Raw genomic sequence first — 16,393 nt, forward strand, 5'->3', positions numbered from 1 at the left:
CGGTRCATCAGGTACACCCAGTTGATGCCATCGCMGGCAAGCCAGCTCCTACAGTGGACCGTGCCCGCTTTAGTTTTTGATTTGGCTTTTAAACACTCAAGCCGGCCGGGAGGCCGCTGTGCTCTTGCTTTTGATCTTGATTTTGATCTTAGGCGCCCCGTTAAACCACGCTGGCCGAACGCAGGCTTTGGAGCGTGGGTAACCCGGCAGGACGCCGGGTTAGCCGTCCTGGGCCAAGGATGGCCCATGACGGCGGCCCACGGTCCAAAGCCGGAGTGAGGGCACTCCGAGCCTAGGCGAGGAGCCGAGTGGTGGGGCAAGAGCGTTTTGCTTACTTTTGCGCTGTTCAAAAGTGAGCCGCTGTAAGAGCGGAATCATAAGTGGCCGTTACCTAAATAACGGATATACACCCAAACCCCAGCCATAAAAAAAGGCACGACCCTCACAGGTCGCACCTTCTTCACAAGCCCAAGAGCTGTCAGCTACCCAAAGCCTTGGAAGCCAACCAGAACAACCCGGCCGAAAGGCCCACAGTCGCCGGCAGCGTCAACACCCAAGCCATCAGAATGGTCTTGACGGTGCCACCTTGCAGCCCGCTCTTGTTCGCCACCATGGTCCCCGCCACACCCGAAGACAACACATGGGTCGTGGAAACCGGCAAGCTGAAGATATTGGCCAAGCCAATCATGCTGGCCGTGGTGATCTGCGCCGACATACCCTGGGCATACGTCATGCCCTGCTTGCCGATCTTCTCACCAATGGTCAGCACCACACGCTTCCAGCCCACCATGGTGCCCAGGCCCAAGGCCAGTGCCACCGCCAGGATCACCCAGAACGGCGCGTACTCGGTGGTCGCCGTCAGGTCCTTGCGCAACTTGTCCAGGTCCGACTTCTCACGCGCATCCAGGCCTGGCAACTTGCCCACCTTCTTCGCGGTGTCATCCAGGCACAACAGATAACGACGCACTTCAATCCGGTGCTCGGCGGTCAACGAATGGTAGTCAGAGACACCTTTCAAGGTCCCCAGCAGGGCGTTGATCGTCGGTTCAGTCTGCTGCGGATTGCACTGGAACTTGCCCGGCAAATCGTCTTTCACGCTTTTGCCCAGGGCCAGGAACTCACCGAGGGTTTCTTGATTGCGCTGGTAGAACTGATTCAGGTGCAGCGTGGCGTCGCGGGTGCGCTCGATCTGGTAAGTGGTGCTGCCCAGGTCCAGTACGAACTGCGCCGGCACGATACCGATCAGTACCAGCATGATCAGGCCAATACCTTTCTGCCCGTCGTTGGAGCCGTGCACGAAGCTCACGGCCATCGCCGAAATCACCAGGACCAGGCGGTTCCAGAACGGCGGGTGCTTCTTGTCGTCGAGCTTGCGGCGCTGGTCCGGTGTCTTGTGCATCTTCGACAGCGGGCGCCACCATTTCAGGCCCAGCAGCACCAGGGCGGCTACCACGAAACCAGCCATCGGCGAGAACACCAGCGAAGCGCCGATATCGATCGCTTTCTGCCAGTTGACGCCGTCAGCCAGGGGAATGTCGTTGATCAGGGCGTTGGCCAGGCCGACACCGAGGATCGAACCGATCAGGGTGTGGGAACTGGACGCCGGGATCCCGAAATACCAGGTGCCGAGGTTCCAGGTGATCGCCGCTGCCAATAATGAGAAGACCATGGCCAGACCGTGGCCGGTGTTCACATTGATCAGCAACTCCACCGGCAGCAAGTGCACGATGGCATACGCAACACCGACCCCACCGAGCAACACGCCGAGGAAGTTGAACACCCCGGAGAAGAACACGGCCAGATGCGGAGGCATGGCTTTGGTATAGATGACTGTGGCAACCGCGTTAGCGGTGTCATGAAAGCCATTGATGAACTCGAAGGCGAGGACAAAGGCCAGGGCGAGCAACAGGCTCACTAGAACCCAAGCATCCAGTCCGCTGAATAAATCGATCATGAAGGTTTTCTGACCCGGTCGTAAGGGGGCGCGATTATGCCAGAAAACATCGGTAATCAATGCACTAGCTGCTCATCGGTAACATTCTTCAACGAAAAAAAATGGGGGGGAGGCGTGCATCCCGGTGTTTTCGGGGCTTTGGCAAGTGATTGATTTATATGGAGGATCCATCAAATTCGCGGGATAAAGCGTCGGAAGGGAATAACTGAAACAATCGTATGAAATTTCGCTAAGGCCACATAACGGGCTTCCCTCCACCAGCTTGGTACTGGCAGAGAGATGGCACCTTTGGAAGCTCAACCCGAAACGCTTATGGCTCTTCGGCCTTGAGGTCCTGTTCAATCTTTTGGATTTCCTGGGCAAAGGCCTGGTCGAGCAGGCTGGCTCGTTTGCGCCATGGCTTGCGTTCAGGTTCTGGCTGGGCGGCGTAGGTGGTGACTTCCCCGCCGTAAACATCCTTGTAACGTTGTTCCTGGCGCTCAAGTTCCGCGCGCAGTTCGTCTTTCGTCACATTGTTACCTAATTGAGTTGAGTTTGATTCCGGCGAAACGCGATGCCGGGAAGTCGCCCCCGGTATACCGTCAATCTGAAGATCAGCGTGGAAAGGTATACAGGAAAAACCACTTCTTTATTGCACGCGGCCACGATACCGGAGAAGAGCAGTTGTCGTAGCAACAGTTTTCTTGTCACAGCCACAAGCAGTTGGCAGGCATTCGAAATGTGTGTCAGGTACTTGCGGCGGAGCCTGCACGCAGCCGGTGCACGACTGGGTGAAATCTATCCTCGGGGTCAGGCGAGGCTGGCTCCTGCACAGGATGCATTATAGCCACGCGCTTGAATAACACTATCGCCAACAAGTTAAAAATCGTCAACTTTGTGTGAGGGTTTTGTTACGCAGGTGTGTGGGGTATTTGCTGAACTATTGGCGCCATAAATCATGCAATGTTCTACAGGCGTTAATCAACCTTAACTTCTCTCGTACATCAGTCGATTCTGAAAGGCACTCAAATGGATGTAGAGGGGTTCCGGCACCGGTCGGCGGTGACAAATTGCGATAATCGAATGACCGTCCGATAATCGCCCAATGTTGGTTGCCCTGCCTTGTGCAGCCATTGCACGGCGGCTTGTAATAGCGGTCACCCCCCCGCAGCGGTTAAAAATAAGAGAAAGGACCCCAAATGAACGATCAATTGCGCAACTCCTTCGCATCAGTGGCGCCGCCGATCGTTGCGTCACCGGCCAAGCGCATCCAGGCGTTTACCGGTGATCCGGATTTCATGACCTCCCTGGCCCGCGGCCTGGCCGTGGTGCAGGCATTCCAGGAGCGCAAGCGCCACCTGACCATCGCCCAGATCAGCCACCGCACGGAAATCCCCCGCGCTGCCGTACGCCGTTGCCTGCATACCCTGATCAAACTCGGCTACGCCACCACCGACGGGCGTACCTATTCGCTGTTGCCCAAGGTGCTGACCCTCGGCCACGCTTACCTGTCGTCCACGCCCCTGGCCGTTTCGGCGCAGCCTTACCTGGACCGCATGAGCGAGCAGCTCCACGAGGCGTGCAACATGGCAACCCTGGAAGGTGATGACATCCTCTACATTGCCCGCTCCGCCACCACCCAACGCCTGATTTCCGTCGACCTTTCCGTGGGCGGCCGTCTCCCGGCCTACTGCACCTCCATGGGCCGTATCCTGCTGGCGGCGCTGGATGACGCCTCGCTGCAGGACTACCTCGACCACGCCGACCTGCAAACCAAGACCAGCCGCACCCTCACCACCCCGCAAGCCTTGCTCGAATGCCTGCAGGAAGTGCGGCAGCAGGGCTGGTGCATTGTCGACCAGGAACTGGAGCAAGGGCTGCGTTCCATCGCCGTGCCGGTGTACGACGCTTCGGGCCAGGTCCTGGCGGCACTGAACGTCAGCACCCATGCCGGGCGGGTCAGCCGCAGCGAGCTGGAGCAGCGTTTCCTGCCGAGCATGCTCAGTGCCAGCCAGGAGCTGAGTGCGCAGCTGTTTGCGTAAGCTGTTCGGTGACCGCACAGATCCCGGCTGGATGAATTGACGGTGTTTCCCAAGGCTTATTAATGTGCGGCAGCGCTTCAAGGCGCCGCCCCAATAATAATGACGACTCAAGGTCGTTCGCCCGCCCATCGGTGTGGAAATAAAAATAATGAATCAGCCTTCACCTGCTGTCGGTACTTGTTTGGACGTTCAGTCCTTCATCAACGCCCAGCCGCTGTCGCGGTATCAGTGGCGAGTGGTGATCCTGTGTTTTCTCATCGTCTTCCTCGACGGCCTCGACACGGCCGCCATGGGCTTCATCGCCCCGGCGCTGTCCCAGGACTGGGGTATCGACCGCGCCAGCCTCGGCCCGGTGATGAGCGCCGCGTTGATCGGCATGGTCTTTGGCGCCCTGGGCTCCGGCCCGCTCGCCGACCGCTTCGGGCGCAAGGTGGTGCTGGTGGGGGCGGTGCTGGTGTTTGGGGCCTTCAGCCTGGCCTCGGCCTACAGCAGCAACGTCGATCAACTGCTGATCCTGCGCTTCCTCACCGGTCTCGGCCTGGGCGCCGGCATGCCGAACGCCACGACACTGCTCTCCGAATACACCCCGGAACGCCATAAGTCGCTGCTGGTGACCAGCATGTTCTGCGGCTTCAACCTGGGCATGGCCGGTGGCGGGTTTATCTCGGCCAAGCTGATCCCGGCGTATGGCTGGCACAGCCTGCTGATGATCGGCGGCCTGTTGCCGCTGATCCTCGCGGTGGTGCTGCTGTTCTGGCTGCCGGAGTCGGCGCGTTACCTGGTGGTGCGCAATCGCGGCACCGACAAGGTGCGCAAGACCCTGGCGCCTATCGAGCCGGGCATCGTCGCCCAGGCCTCGAGCTTCAGCGTGCCCGAACAGAAAACCGTCAAGGCGCGCAACGTGTTCGCGGTGATCTTCTCCGGCACCTACAGCGCCGGCACCTTGCTGTTGTGGCTGACGTATTTCATGGGCCTGGTGATTGTTTACCTGCTGACCAGTTGGCTGCCGACCCTGATGCGCGACAGCGGCGCCAGCATGGAACAGGCCGCGTTTATCGGTGCGTTGTTCCAGTTTGGCGGCGTATTGAGTGCGGTCGGCGTGGGCTGGGCGATGGACCGGTTCAATCCGCACAAGGTCATCGGCACTTTCTACCTGCTGGCCGGGGTGTTTGCCTACGCGGTGGGGCAGAGCCTGGGCAATATCACGCTGCTGGCGACTCTGGTGTTGATTGCCGGCATGTGTGTCAACGGTGCGCAGTCGGCGATGCCGTCGCTGGCCGCACGTTTCTACCCGACCCAGGGCCGCGCCACGGGCGTGTCGTGGATGCTCGGCATCGGCCGCTTTGGCGCGATCCTCGGGGCGTGGATGGGCGCGACCTTGCTGGGCCTGGGCTGGAACTTCGAACAGGTGCTGACCGCCCTGGTGATCCCGGCGGCATTGGCCACCACCGCGGTGGTGATCAAGGGCATGGTCAGCCATGCCGACGCTACCTGAAACGGACCGATAGCAAGACAACAATCCGTTCGATAATCGAACACTCAGTCGATTATCGGATTGTTTGGCCCCGACCCCCGGCTTAATCTTCAAGCACTTCGGCGCTGCCTCCAGCGCCTTTTTCGATCGATACCGGGAGCCCACCCCATGGCTGAAATCCTTTCGCTGGCTGATGCGGTAAAGCAGTTCGTGAATCACGGCGACACCGTTGCACTCGAAGGCTTTACTCACCTGATCCCTACGGCGGCAGGTCATGAAATCATTCGTCAGGGCAAGAAAGACCTGACGCTGGTGCGCATGACGCCTGACCTGATCTACGACCAGTTGATCGGCGCCGGCTGTGCACGCAAGCTGATTTTCTCCTGGGGCGGCAACCCGGGCGTGGGTTCACTGCATCGCCTGCGGGACGCCGTTGAAAAGCAATGGCCGCAACCGCTGGAGATCGAAGAGCACAGCCACGCCGACCTGGCCAATGCCTACGTCGCCGGTGCCTCCGGCCTGCCATTCGCGGTGTTGCGCGCCTACGCCGGCTCCGACCTGCCCAAGGTCAACCCGCTGATCAAGACCGTGACCTGCCCCTTCACCGGTGAAGTACTGGCGGCCGTGCCGTCGGTGCGCCCGGACATCACCGTGATCCACGCGCAAAAGGCTGACCGCAAGGGCAACGTGCTGCTGTGGGGCATCCTCGGGGTGCAGAAGGAAGCGGCCCTGGCGGCCAAGCGCTGCATCGTTACCGTTGAAGAAATCGTCGACGACCTCAACGCGCCGATGAACGCCTGCGTGCTGCCGACCTGGGCCCTGACTGCCGTGTGCCATGTGCCGGGTGGCGCGCATCCGTCCTACGCTCACGGTTACACCGAACGTGACAACCGTTTCTACCAGGCCTGGGACCCCATCGCCCGGGACCGTGAGACGTTTACTGCGTGGATCAACGAATACATCCACGGCACCGCCAATTTCAGTGAATTCCAGGCCAAGCTGGCCACCGCGCAGGAGGCCAAATAATGGCTTACTTGACCAACGAAATGATGACCGTCGCCGCCGCGCGCCGCCTGAAGAACGGTTCGGTGTGCTTCGTCGGCATCGGCCTTCCCTCCAAGGCTGCCAACCTGGCGCGCCTGACATCGTCGCCGGATGTGGTGCTGATTTACGAGTCCGGCCCGATTGGCGCCAAGCCTTCGGTGCTGCCGCTGTCCATCGGTGATGGCGAGCTGGCTGAAACCGCTGACACCGTGGTGCCGACCGGTGAGATTTTTCGCTACTGGCTGCAGGGCGGGCGCATTGACGTCGGCTTCCTCGGCGCGGCCCAGGTCGACCGTTTCGGCAATATCAACACCACCGTGGTCGGTGACTACCACCAGCCCAAAGTGCGCCTGCCAGGTGCCGGTGGCGCGCCGGAGATCGCCGGCTCCGCGAAGAGCGTGCTGATCATCCTCAAGCAGTCGGCCCGCTCGTTTGTCGACAAGCTGGACTTCATCACCTCGGTCGGCCACGGCGAAGGCGGTGACTCGCGCAAACGCCTGGGTCTGCCAGGCGCCGGTCCTGTAGGGATTATTACCGACCTGTGCATCATGGAGCCGGAGGAGGGCAGCCACGAATTTGTCGTCACCGCCCTGCACCCCGGCGTGACCCGTGAGCAAGTAGTGGCCGCCACCGGTTGGGCGATTCGTTTTGCCGACCAGGTGACCACCAGCGCCGAACCCACCGAGATTGAACTGACTGCCCTGCGCGACCTTGAGGCACGCACAGCTGCCGCCCACGGCCAAGCCCCCGGAGAAGCCTGATGCGCGACGTATTTATCTGTGACGCCATTCGTACCCCTATCGGCCGTTTTGGCGGTGGCTTGTCCACCGTGCGCGCCGATGACCTGGCGGCACTGCCGATCAAGGCGCTGATGGAACGCAACCCATCGGTGGACTGGAGCGCGGTGGACGAAGTGTTCCTCGGCTGCGCCAACCAGGCCGGCGAAGACAACCGCAACGTGGCGCGCATGGCGGCATTGTTGGCGGGCCTTCCGGAGAGCATTCCCGGCGTCACCCTGAACCGCCTGTGCGCTTCGGGCATGGACGCGATCGGCACGGCCTTCCGCGCCATCGCCAGCGGCGAGATGGAACTGGCGATTGCCGGTGGCGTCGAGTCGATGTCCCGCGCGCCGTTCGTGATGGGCAAGGCCGATGCGGCGTTCTCGCGCAACATGAAGCTGGAAGACACCACCATCGGCTGGCGCTTTATCAATCCGTTGATGAAGGCCCAGTACGGCGTCGACCCGATGCCGCAAACCGCTGACAACGTGGCCGACGACTATAAAGTCTCCCGCGCCGACCAGGACGCCTTCGCCCTGCGCAGCCAGCAACGTACGGCCGCTGCACAGGCCGCCGGTTTCTTCGCCGAAGAAATCGTACCGGTGCGTGTCGCCCACAAAAAAGGCGAAACCGTGGTCGAGCACGACGAGCATCCACGGGCCGATACCACCCTGGAAGCCCTGGCCAAACTCAAGCCGGTCAATGGTCCGGACAAGACCGTCACCGCAGGCAACGCCTCTGGTGTGAACGATGGTGCCGCCGCGCTGATTCTGGCCTCTGCTGAAGCCGTCAAAAAACACGGCCTGACCGCCCGCGCCCGGGTGCTGGGCATGGCCAGCGCCGGTGTGGCGCCGCGTGTGATGGGCATCGGCCCGGTGCCGGCGGTGCGCAAACTGGTGGAACGCCTGGGCCTGGCGGTAACTGATTTCGATGTGATCGAACTCAACGAAGCCTTCGCCAGCCAGGGCCTGGCCGTGCTGCGCGAGCTGGGGATTGCCGACGACGCACCGCAGGTCAACCCGAACGGCGGCGCGATTGCCCTTGGCCATCCGCTGGGCATGAGCGGTGCGCGCCTGGTACTGACCGCGCTGCATCAGCTGGAAAAAACCGGTGGCAGCAAAGGCCTGGCGACCATGTGCGTCGGTGTGGGCCAAGGCCTGGCCCTGGCGATCGAACGCGTTTGAGACCCACAAGAATAAAGAGGATTGCTCCATGAGTGACAAGCCCGGATACCGGCGCCCGCAAGCGGGTACTCAGCCTGATTACCTGCACCCGGCCTACCAGTCGACGAACCTGCGTTCGCCGTCCAAGCCGTTGGTGTTCCTGCCCCATTCCCTGTCGGAAATCACCGGCCCGACCATCGGCGCCGAGCGCGTCAACGAGAAGGACAACGACCTGACCGCCCAGCACGAAGGCGAGCCCCAGGGCGAACGCATCATCATTCACGGGCGCGTGCTGGATGAAAACGGCCTGCCCGTTCCCGGCATCCTCGTGGAAATCTGGCAGGCCAACGCTGCCGGCCGCTACAACCACAAGCGCGACCAGCACGACGCACCGCTGGACCCGAACTTCACCGGCACCGGGCGTACCGTCACCGACGCCGACGGCTGGTACCAGTTCCAGACCATCAAGCCCGGCGCATACCCGTGGGGCAACCACCACAACGCGTGGCGCCCGGCGCACATCCACTTCTCGCTGTTCGGCCCGAGTGTGCTGACGCGGTTGGTGACGCAGATGTATTTCCCCGGTGACCCGCTGCTGGCCTATGACCCGATCTACAACTGCGTCCCGGACACGTCCGCCAAGGAACGCCTGATCGCCTCGTTCGATCTGGAAAAAACCATTCCGCACTATGCCCTCGGCTACCGCTGGGACATCGTCCTGCGCGGCCGCGACGCCACGCCGATGGAGAAATGAGATGAGCCTCAACGCGACTACTTCCCACACCGTCGGGCCGTATTACCACATCGGCCTGACCTGGCTGAACCGCGAAGACCTGACCGTTGCGGCCACCCTCGGCGAGCGCGTGGCGATCACCGGGCAGGTGGTGGATGGCAATGGCGATGTGGTCAACGACGCCATGCTGGAAGTCTGGCAGGCCAATGCGGCCGGCAAGTACGACCATCCCGAGGATGAGCAGGACAAACCGGTGGACCCGAACTTCGAAGGCTTCGGCCGGGTGCCGGTGGACGCTGAAGGGCGTTTTCGCTTTACCACCATCAAGCCGGGCAGTGTGCCGGGGTTGAAGGGCACGACCCAGGCGCCGCACCTGGTGGTGCTGGTGTTTGCCCGTGGGCTGGTGAAGCACCTGCTGACGCGGATTTACTTTGACGGTGAAGCGGCGAATGGGGATGACGCGCTGCTGGCGTGTGTGCCGCAGGAGCGCCGCCGCACGTTGATCGCCAAGGCGGATGCTGCGGGTGTGTATCAGTGGAATGTGATTTTGCAGGGCACAGACGAAGAGACGGTGTTCTTCGATTATTGAGTGGGTTGCGGATCTATCGCAGGCAAGCCAGCTCCCACAGGGGAATGCATTCCAAATGTGGGAGCCGGGCTTGCCCGCGATGAGGCCGGCCCAGGCAACAAATATCCAAAAGTCTGCTTGCGGAACATGGTTGTTGCAAAGTATGTCTAGGCTATAACCGTTCCCACTGAGTGAAAAAACATGACAACAAAAACCAGCCACTACACCGGAGAAGAACGCAGCAAAAGGATTTTTGCGATTGTCGGTGCCTCTTCCGGCAACCTCGTCGAATGGTTCGACTTCTACGTCTATGCCTTCTGCGCCATCTATTTCGCCCCGGCGTTTTTCCCGTCGGACGACCCCACCGTGCAACTGCTGAACACCGCCGGCGTGTTCGCCGCCGGCTTCCTGATGCGCCCCATCGGCGGCTGGCTGTTCGGCCGGGTGGCGGATAAACACGGTCGCAAGAATTCCATGATGATCTCGGTGCTGATGATGTGCGCCGGTTCCCTGGTCATCGCCTTTTTGCCCACCTACAAAGACATCGGCGCCTGGGCCCCGGCCCTGCTGTTGGTCGCCCGGTTGTTCCAGGGCCTGTCGGTCGGCGGCGAATACGGCACCACCGCCACCTACATGAGTGAAGTCGCCCTCAAGGGCCAGCGCGGGTTCTTCGCCTCGTTCCAGTACGTGACCCTGATCGGCGGGCAACTGCTGGCGGTGTTGGTGGTGGTGATCCTGCAACAGATCCTCACCGAAGAAGAACTGCGGGCCTGGGGCTGGCGCATTCCGTTCGTGATCGGCGCCATTGCGGCGGTGATCTCGCTGTTGCTGCGTCGCACCCTGAAAGAAACCACCAGCAAGGAAATGCGTGAAGACAAGGACGCCGGCAGCATTGCCGCGCTGTTCCGCGATCACAAGGCGGCGTTTATCACCGTGCTCGGCTACACCGCCGGCGGCTCGCTGATTTTCTACACGTTCACCACCTACATGCAGAAGTACCTGGTGAACACCGCCGGGATGCACGCCAAGACCGCCAGCTACATCATGACCGGCGCGCTGTTCTTCTACATGTGCATGCAGCCGGTGTTCGGCATGCTGGCGGACAAGATTGGCCGCCGTAACTCGATGCTGTGGTTCGGCGCCCTGGGCACGCTGTGCACTGTACCAATCCTGTTGACCCTGAAAACCGTCAGCAGCCCGTTCCTGGCTTTTGTGCTGATCACCCTGGCCCTGGCCATCGTGAGCTTCTACACCTCCATCAGCGGCCTGGTGAAAGCCGAAATGTTCCCGCCACAAGTACGCGCACTGGGCGTGGGCCTGGCGTATGCGGTGGCGAACGCGATCTTCGGCGGTTCGGCGGAATATGTGGCCTTGGGGCTCAAGTCCATGGGCATGGAGAACACCTTCTACTGGTACGTCACGGCGATGATGGCGGTGGCGTTCCTGTTCAGCTTGCGCCTGCCCAAAGAGGCGGCGTATTTGCACCACGATCTGTAACCGGCTGGCGCATGCCCGTTGCCGGGTATGCGCCACCTAGGGATGTGTTATGACGATGCGCACGAGCAACCAACTGTTCGACGCCTACTTCACCGCCAACGGCATGGCCGAAGTGTTCTGCGACCAGGGGCGTTTGCAGGGCATGCTGGATTTCGAAGCGGCGCTGGCCCGGGCTGAGGCTCAGGTCGGGTTGATCCCGCAAGCGGCCGTCGCGCCCATTGCCCAGGCCTGCCTGGCTTCTCTCTACGACGTAGATGCCCTCGGCGACGCCATCGCCACCGCAGGCAACTCTGCGATTCCGTTGGTCAAGGCCCTCGGCAAGTTGATCGCCAGCGAAGATGCCGGCGCCGAACGTTATGTGCATCTGGGCGCTACCAGCCAGGATGTGATGGACACCGGCCTGGTGCTGCAACTGCGCAGCGCAGTCGAGCTGATCGAACATGATCTGGCGCGGTTGGGGGACATTCTTGCCGCCCAGGCCCAGCGTTACGGGACAACTCCTTTGGCGGGCCGGACCTGGCTGCAGCATGCAACGCCGGTCACGCTGGGCATGAAGATCGCCGGTTGGCTCGGCGCAGTCACCCGCAACCGGCAGCGCCTCAGTGAGCTGAAGCCGCGTTTGCTGGTGCTGCAATTTGGCGGTGCTTCCGGAACCCTGGCGGCCCTCGGCGAACAGGCGATGCCGGTGGCGCAAGCACTGGCCGCCGAGTTGCAGTTGGGCCTGCCGGAGCAACCCTGGCACACCCAGCGCGACCGCCTGGTGGAGTTTGCCTCGGTGCTCGGTTTGATCGCCGGCAGCCTCGGCAAGCTGGGTCGCGACATCAGCCTGCTGATGCAGACCGAAGCGGCGGAAGTGTTTGAGCCGTCGGCCCCCGGCAAGGGCGGCTCTTCGACCATGCCCCACAAGCGCAACCCGGTGGGCGCTGCCGTGCTGATCAGCGCTGCCACGCGAGTGCCCGGCCTGGTGGCAACGATGTTCAGCGCGATGCCCCAGGAACACGAACGCAGCCTGGGCCTGTGGCACGCCGAATGGGAAACCCTGCCGGAGATTTGCCGGCTGGTATCCGGTGCATTGCATCAGGCGCTGCTGGTCAGCGAAGGCCTGGAAGTCGATCCCCGGCGCATGGTCCAAAACCTTGATCTGACCCAGGGCCTGGTACTGGCCGAAGCGGTCAGCATCGTCCTCGCCCAGCGCCTGGGCCGCGAAACCGCGCACCATCTGCTGGAACAATGCTGCAAACGCGCCGTCGCCGACGGGCGCCACCTGCGGGCGGTGCTGGGGGATGAACCCCAAGTGACTGCCGAGCTTTCGGCGGCCGAACTCGATCGCCTGCTGGACCCGGCGCACTACCTGGGCCAGGCGCACACCTGGGTCACCCGGGCCGTGGCCGAACATTTTGCTTTGACTGCCTGAGGAGGCTGCTGTGGGATTTGTACAACTCGCCGATGGCGAACTGAACTACCAACTCGATGGCCCCGAAGATGCACCGGTACTGGTGCTGTCCAACTCCCTGGGCACCGACCTGCATATGTGGGACATCCAGATCGAGGCGTTCACCCAGTACTTCCGGGTGCTGCGTTTCGACACCCGCGGCCATGGCAAGTCGCTGGTCACCGAAGGCCCCTACAGCATCGAGCAGTCGGGCCGTGACGTGTTGGCGCTGCTGGATGCGTTGCAGATCGAGCGCGCGCATTTCTGCGGGTTGTCCATGGGCGGCCTGATCGGCCAGTGGCTGGGGATCAACGCGGGTGAGCGTTTGCGCCGGCTGGTGGTGTGCAACACCGCCGCGAAGATCGGCACGCCGGAGATCTGGAACCCGCGGATCGAGATGGTCCTGCGCGACGGTGCGGCCGCGATGGTTGCCCTGCGTGATGCGTCAATTGCCCGCTGGTTCACCGCCGACTTCGCCGAGGCTCATCCTGACCAGGCCAAGCTGATCACCGATATGCTGGCGGCGACTGATCCCCAGGGTTATGCCGCAAACTGCGCGGCCGTGCGCGACGCGGATTTCCGCGAGCAACTGGCGTCGATCAAGGTGCCGACCCTGGTGATCGCAGGCAGCGAAGATGCGGTGACGCCCCCGGCGGGTGGGCACTTTATCCAGGCGCATGTGCAGGGCGCCGAGTATGCCGAGTTCTATGCCGCGCACTTGTCCAACGTGCAAGCCGGCGCGGCGTTCAGCGACCGTGTGCTGGAATTTCTGCTATCGCGCTGAGTATCGCTGAACCCTGTGGCGAGGGAGCTTGCTCCCGTTGGGCTGCGTAGCAGCCCCTGAGCAGCCGCAACCCAACTATTTGTAAAACCCTGCAGCGGCCTCACTGGGGCCGCTGCGCGACCCAACGGGAGCAAGCTCCCTCGCCACAGGTATGTGCCTGTCGTCACCGTTGCATGAGGAGCGTTTTGTGGACGAGAAACAACGTTATGCCGAAGGCCTGCAAGTGCGCCGCGAAGTGCTGGGCGACGCCCACGTCGACCGCAGCCTCAACGCCCTGACCGAGTTCAACAGCGAGTTCCAGGAAATGATCACCCGCCATGCCTGGGGTGATATCTGGACCCGCCCGGGGCTGCCGCGGCATACCCGCAGCCTGATCACCATCGCCATGCTCATCGGCATGAACCGCAGCGAAGAGCTGAAGCTGCACCTGCGCGCCGCCGCGAGCAACGGTGTGACCCGCGCCGAGATCAAGGAAGTGCTGATGCAGAGCGCGATCTATTGCGGGATCCCGGCGGCGAATGCGACGTTTCACTTGGCCGAGTCGGTGTGGGATGAGTTGGGGGTAGAGTCGCGCGTCTAGTGCGAGTCAGCGTCCCACACCCAATTCCACACACCGGGCAGGTGCACCACTTCGTCGGCGCTTTTTACCGTGCGGGCCATGGCGGCTCGCTGCAAGGTTGCCCGGTCGGTGTAGAAAGGCTGTGTGGCGAGGGGCACGCCATTGATATGGGCGCTGTCCAGCAGGATTTGCAGGTATTCCTTCAAGTGCCAGGCGGTGTAGCGGTTGATATCGTGGAAGGTCACCACCACCGGGATCACGCCGTCCACCGTCGGTAATTCGCCTTTGGCGATGCGCTCACGCACCACCGAGAGTTGGCGTATCAGGTTTTCCCGTCGACGCGGGCTGCCGTTGAACACCCAGATCACCCCATCGTTTGCACTCAGGTCGGTCAGCAACACATGCATGCCGTGTTGCTGATAGGCGGCGAAGGTGCGCTTGTCGTAGTTCCAGAACGGCGGGCGTACCAGTGTGGGCGGTTGGCCGGTGATGGAGGTGAGGGTCGATGAACCCAGGCTGAGGTAGTGCTCCAGTTCAGCCGGATTCTGCAAGCGATGGTTGCTGTGCCACGGGGTCGCGGTGTGGAAGCCCAGGATATGGCCGGCCGCGTATTCGCGCTCCATGGTCTTGTAGCCCCGCGGGTTGCCGCCGGAGCGGGGCGCCTCGGTCTGCAGGAAGAACACCGCCTTGATCCCCGGCTGTATCGGGTTGTTCGCCAGGTCCGCCATCACCGAACGGCTGGGGTTCATGAAGCCCGAGGCGCTGGGGCCGTCATCGAAGGTCAGCAAAAAACGGATTGGCGCCTCGGTTTTCAGGCGTTGTTCGGTTTGCGGTGTCAGCGCCAGAGGCGGGCCGATGCAACCGCTGAGGCTCAGGGCCAGGGCTAGTGCGGCCGATACGGTGGCGAAGTGTTTCATGGCGGACTCGAATGACATTGGCTGCTGGGGCGGGTCATCCATGACACGCGCGCACCATACAACAAGACTGTCGAGGCTTTACAGCAGGCTTATCGGGTAACTGACGATCAACCGGTTTTCATCAAACTCGTTGTTGTTGTAGTCCCGGCGCATGCTGGAGTTACGCCAGCGCACATTGAGATTCTTCAGCGCTCCGCTCTGCACCACGTAGGCCACTTCACTTTCCCGTCCCCATTCCTTGCCATCGGTCACCGTGCCGCTGTGTACGTTGCTGCCGCTGATGTAGCGGTTCATCAGCGTGAGGCCCGGAATACCCAGGGCGGCGAAGTTATAGTCATGGCGTACCTGCCAGGATTTTTCCTGGGCGTTGTCGTAGCTGGCGTTGTAGCTGTCGTTGGCCAGGGTGCCGCCGCTGGCGCCGTTGACGCGCATCCAGGCGCTGTTGCCGGTGAGTTTTTGCAGGCCGACGTAGAACGTGTTGCCGCCGTATCGGGCCGAGAACAGTCCGGACCAGGTCTTGTTATCTAGGTCTCCGGCGCGGGCGCTGCCGTCGTCCTTGCCGTAGAAGAACCCGAGGTTGGCGCCCAGGGTCCAGTCGCCCACCGGTTGGCTGTGGATCAGGTTGAGGTATTGCTGGCTGTAGATGTCCTTGAGTTGGGCGTTCCACACACCGATCTGGGTGCGTTTGTCGTTGAAGGCATATTCGCCGCCCTGGAAGTTGAAGCGGTCGGAGGTGAACGCGGTTTTCCCGAACATGGACATGTCGGTCATGCTGCTGTCGTCCCGTGGGCTGTTGGCGCGGAACTGGCCGCCGTACAGGGTCAGGCCGTCGATTTCCTTGGAGGTGATTTGCCCGCCGCGCAGGGTTTGCGGGAGCGAGCGGCCATCGTCCGAACGCAGGATCGGCAGCACCGGCATCCATTCGCCGACTTTCACTTCTGTCTTTGAAACCCGTGCCTTGAACGCCACGCCCAGACGCCCGAATTCATCCGCCGGGCGGCCATCGTGGTCCAGCGGCAACAGCTGGGTGCCACCCGTGCCGCGTCCGCCATCGAGCTTCAATGAGTACAGGCCCAGTACATCCACGCCGAAACCGACGGTGCCCTGGGTGAAGCCGGATTTGGCGTCGAGGATGAAACTTTGCGTCCACTCCTGTGCGCCGCCCTGGGTCTTGCTGGGGTTGGTGTAGTTGCGGTTGAAGAAGAAATTACGCAGGTTTAGGTTGGCGCTGGCGTCTTCCAGGAAGCCGTGTTCTTCAGCGACAACGGGGAGGGCAATGCTGGCGACAGCGGTTGCCAGCAAAAGCCGGCGCGGGTCGAAAGTGCTCATGGTGTCAGACCTGTTGTTATTGGGGTTATGCAGGTGGCGGCCATGGTGCGGGGCGGTGCGGGGGCGATGAAAGTGGGGGAGAGCGGGTTGTGGGCGATGATCGAACGCAAAGTCATGGGCGTAAAAAAACCGCTTCCTG

15 protein-coding genes are annotated in these 16,393 nt (G+C 62.0%); 11 read left to right on the forward strand and 4 right to left on the reverse strand.

Translation table 11 applies throughout. The features are described from left to right. Positions 1-478: 478 nt before the first annotated feature. Together JV201_RS06125 and JV201_RS06130 are read right to left on the reverse strand one after the other, a co-directional pair. The gene (locus JV201_RS06125) at positions 479-1,954 is read right to left on the reverse strand and encodes an inorganic phosphate transporter (protein WP_003219836.1); all 1,476 of its coding nucleotides are present in this window, start codon (positions 1,952-1,954) and stop codon (positions 479-481) included. A gap of 310 nt (positions 1,955-2,264) precedes the next feature. Next, positions 2,265-2,465: a hypothetical protein gene (locus tag JV201_RS06130; RefSeq protein ID WP_003219834.1), complete on the reverse strand. Its 201-nt coding sequence runs from the start codon at positions 2,463-2,465 to the stop codon at positions 2,265-2,267. Positions 2,466-3,132: 667 nt separating this feature from the next. Between JV201_RS06130 and pcaR the strand changes: the two genes are divergently transcribed. From pcaR to pcaC, 11 genes are all read left to right on the forward strand, one after another. Then, on the forward strand, positions 3,133-3,975 hold the full coding sequence (gene pcaR / locus JV201_RS06135) for a pca regulon transcriptional regulator PcaR (protein ID WP_003219833.1): 843 nt from the start codon (positions 3,133-3,135) through the stop codon (positions 3,973-3,975). Positions 3,976-4,123: 148 nt separating this feature from the next. Then, positions 4,124-5,470, forward strand: coding sequence for an MFS transporter (locus tag JV201_RS06140; RefSeq protein ID WP_003219832.1), 1,347 nt, complete (start codon positions 4,124-4,126; stop codon positions 5,468-5,470). Between the two features lie 147 nt (positions 5,471-5,617). Then, positions 5,618-6,475, forward strand: a complete 858-nt coding sequence (locus JV201_RS06145) for a CoA transferase subunit A (RefSeq protein WP_219406633.1) — start codon at positions 5,618-5,620, stop codon at positions 6,473-6,475. Beyond that, entirely contained in the window at positions 6,472-7,254 is a 783-nt protein-coding gene (locus tag JV201_RS06150) for a CoA-transferase subunit beta (RefSeq protein WP_219407140.1), read from the forward strand. Before JV201_RS06145 ends, JV201_RS06150 begins: the two co-directional genes overlap by 4 nt. Beyond that, positions 7,251-8,456: a 3-oxoadipyl-CoA thiolase gene (gene pcaF, locus JV201_RS06155; RefSeq protein WP_219407141.1), complete on the forward strand. Its 1,206-nt coding sequence runs from the start codon at positions 7,251-7,253 to the stop codon at positions 8,454-8,456. The genes JV201_RS06150 and pcaF overlap by 4 nt, the downstream gene beginning before the upstream one ends. Positions 8,457-8,484: 28 nt before the next feature. Continuing rightward, positions 8,485-9,189, forward strand: coding sequence for a protocatechuate 3,4-dioxygenase subunit beta (pcaH, locus tag JV201_RS06160; protein ID WP_003219824.1), 705 nt, complete (start codon positions 8,485-8,487; stop codon positions 9,187-9,189). Position 9,190: 1 nt separating this feature from the next. After that, positions 9,191-9,757 (forward strand): protocatechuate 3,4-dioxygenase subunit alpha, encoded by a 567-nt coding sequence (gene pcaG, locus JV201_RS06165; protein ID WP_003219820.1) that lies wholly within the window; start codon positions 9,191-9,193, stop codon positions 9,755-9,757. Positions 9,758-9,937: 180 nt separating this feature from the next. Next, positions 9,938-11,233, forward strand: coding sequence for an MFS family transporter (locus JV201_RS06170; RefSeq protein ID WP_003219818.1), 1,296 nt, complete (start codon positions 9,938-9,940; stop codon positions 11,231-11,233). Positions 11,234-11,282: 49 nt separating this feature from the next. Beyond that, positions 11,283-12,647: a 3-carboxy-cis,cis-muconate cycloisomerase gene (locus JV201_RS06175; RefSeq protein WP_008431146.1), complete on the forward strand. Its 1,365-nt coding sequence runs from the start codon at positions 11,283-11,285 to the stop codon at positions 12,645-12,647. A gap of 10 nt (positions 12,648-12,657) precedes the next feature. Beyond that, positions 12,658-13,449 carry a 3-oxoadipate enol-lactonase gene (gene pcaD, locus JV201_RS06180; protein WP_219406634.1) on the forward strand — a complete coding sequence of 264 codons (792 nt, stop codon included), beginning with the start codon at positions 12,658-12,660 and terminating at the stop codon, positions 13,447-13,449. Between the two features lie 187 nt (positions 13,450-13,636). After that, positions 13,637-14,029 (forward strand): 4-carboxymuconolactone decarboxylase, encoded by a 393-nt coding sequence (pcaC, locus tag JV201_RS06185; protein WP_008431145.1) that lies wholly within the window; start codon positions 13,637-13,639, stop codon positions 14,027-14,029. Here pcaC and JV201_RS06190 read toward each other — a convergent pair. Beyond that, positions 14,026-14,925: a polysaccharide deacetylase family protein gene (locus tag JV201_RS06190; protein ID WP_166742188.1), complete on the reverse strand. Its 900-nt coding sequence runs from the start codon at positions 14,923-14,925 to the stop codon at positions 14,026-14,028. The two genes, pcaC and JV201_RS06190, sit on opposite strands and share 4 nt — an antisense overlap. A gap of 78 nt (positions 14,926-15,003) precedes the next feature. Continuing rightward, positions 15,004-16,254 (reverse strand): OprD family porin, encoded by a 1,251-nt coding sequence (locus JV201_RS06195; protein ID WP_219406635.1) that lies wholly within the window; start codon positions 16,252-16,254, stop codon positions 15,004-15,006. Positions 16,255-16,393: the final 139 nt, after the last annotated feature.

The sequence above is a fragment of the Pseudomonas sp. Colony2 genome (genome assembly GCF_019382755.1).
Lineage (GTDB): Bacteria > Pseudomonadota > Gammaproteobacteria > Pseudomonadales > Pseudomonadaceae > Aquipseudomonas.

Excerpts from the sequence above, each read along its gene's own strand:
- JV201_RS06125 (WP_003219836.1), bottom strand. The coding sequence starts at position 1,954 with ATGATCGATTTATTCAGCGGACTGGATGCTTGGGTTCTAGTGAGCCTG.
- pcaR (WP_003219833.1), top strand. The coding sequence starts at position 3,133 with ATGAACGATCAATTGCGCAACTCCTTCGCATCAGTGGCGCCGCCGATC.
- JV201_RS06140 (WP_003219832.1), top strand. The coding sequence starts at position 4,124 with ATGAATCAGCCTTCACCTGCTGTCGGTACTTGTTTGGACGTTCAGTCC.
- JV201_RS06145 (WP_219406633.1), top strand. The coding sequence starts at position 5,618 with ATGGCTGAAATCCTTTCGCTGGCTGATGCGGTAAAGCAGTTCGTGAAT.
- pcaH (WP_003219824.1), top strand. The coding sequence starts at position 8,485 with ATGAGTGACAAGCCCGGATACCGGCGCCCGCAAGCGGGTACTCAGCCT.
- pcaG (WP_003219820.1), top strand. The coding sequence starts at position 9,191 with ATGAGCCTCAACGCGACTACTTCCCACACCGTCGGGCCGTATTACCAC.
- JV201_RS06170 (WP_003219818.1), top strand. The coding sequence starts at position 9,938 with ATGACAACAAAAACCAGCCACTACACCGGAGAAGAACGCAGCAAAAGG.
- JV201_RS06175 (WP_008431146.1), top strand. The coding sequence starts at position 11,283 with ATGACGATGCGCACGAGCAACCAACTGTTCGACGCCTACTTCACCGCC.
- JV201_RS06190 (WP_166742188.1), bottom strand. The coding sequence starts at position 14,925 with ATGAAACACTTCGCCACCGTATCGGCCGCACTAGCCCTGGCCCTGAGC.
- JV201_RS06195 (WP_219406635.1), bottom strand. The coding sequence starts at position 16,254 with ATGAGCACTTTCGACCCGCGCCGGCTTTTGCTGGCAACCGCTGTCGCC.